Below are 1580 nucleotides of genomic sequence, written 5' to 3' on the forward strand. Positions count from 1 at the left end.
AGAATGCTGCGCTAACAGCTGTAGTAGAGCCAGCATTGGCAGCAACTACGGATTCCCAGTATTGCAAGCCAGCTGGATCAGCAGGACGGCTGAAGTATGCTACGTACAGTTTCTGTACCGCGTTTGTATAAATACCCATTTAAAGCTCCTAAAAAATTTAGAGTTAAGTTAATTTGCAACATTACCACTTGCAGTCTGCACAACAGCTCGGCGAAGCATGGCAGAAAACCTTACAACTTTATGTGACATGCATCACAAAAACAAGAATCTTGACGAAATTCTTTACGGCAAGTAATTGCTCTGTCATAGCCTTACTAGAAAACAAAAAGGCTCCCGAAGGAGCCTTTTTGTAGTTTGTAGCTAAATGCCATTTTTTGTCGTCTTTACCCTGAAGTCTTATTATTGAAAGACAACTTCAGGGCACCGAGTTCAAAAAACTTTACTAGCCATCCAAGCCAAATGCTGCTTAGCCCAGTGTCAACACGCCAGCTGCTGCAGTAGTACCTGAACCAGCGTGGTATCCAACCAAAATGATTGTTTCAAATGTAGTAGTACCACCAGCAGTGGAGTCATAAGTCAGTGCTGAGTCCAGACCATTTGCCGCAAAAGTGAATGTACCTGCAGCTGCATCATAAGTACCGGATGCAAATACCGCTGTACTGTTGGCGCCAGCAGCCAAGTTAATGCCAGCCAAAGTCAACCCGCCGGTAACGATGTCTGCATTACCCAGATTAATTGTTTCACCAGCAACCAGACCCTTGACAACGTCAAATGTTGAAGTCAATTCAGCAGTTTGGATTGTTGTTGATGTGTTAGTACCTGATGCGCCAACTGCCTGAACGATAGTTGCAGTAGTACCAGATACAGTGATCAAGTCAGCACCAGCGCCGCCAGTGATAACGTCAGCACCACCACCGCCAACGATCACGTCTTTACCAGCACCGCCAAGTATTGTGTCTGCACCTGTACCGCCAGTCAATGTACTGGCGATTGTGGAGCTACCTGTGATGCTGTTAGTACCAGCAGTCTCAGTAATAGTCACTGCAGCAGTAGCAGCGGCAGCATTGATCGTGTCACCACCAGTTGCACTACCTTTGATTGTTGCAGCAGCTGCCAGGGCACCTGATATCCAAGTAAAGCCACCAGATGTACCAGCTGTATTAGTCATGCCACTTGCATCTACAGATGTCAATGTCGTGCTAGTGTTGGTCAAAGTCAGACCAGCATTACCAGTGATTTTCAACGTAGCCAATGCAGTGTCAACCAATGTCAGAGTATCAACATGCTTAGTTGTGTTTGTATCGGTTACTGTGATATTGACTGTTTCAACAGCAGTTGCTGTGACGCTACCACCAGCGATAGCAGCAGCAGATGACAATGTCAGGTTCAACACGTCAGTTGCAGTATCTGTTGCCAATGTGTAAGTTGTTGCAGCAGTTGGAGAAGCAGTGATTGTCAGATCCGTGCCAGCAGCGACGGTATTCCAAGTGATCGCGCCAGCTACAGCGCCTTCTGTCAAATGAGCGAAGCCAGCTGCAGAGTACGCGCCAGTTGCACCAGCACCAGCACCCAATGTTTCA

General features: G+C 47.0%; 1 pseudogene. It reads right to left on the reverse strand.

The features are described from left to right. Positions 1-466: 466 nt before the first annotated feature. A pseudogene (locus tag ACO0K4_RS19375) lies at positions 467-1580 on the reverse strand (hypothetical protein); the annotation flags it as partial.

Source organism: Undibacterium sp. RuTC16W, assembly GCF_049339445.1.
Taxonomy (GTDB): Bacteria; Pseudomonadota; Gammaproteobacteria; order Burkholderiales; family Burkholderiaceae_D; genus Undibacterium.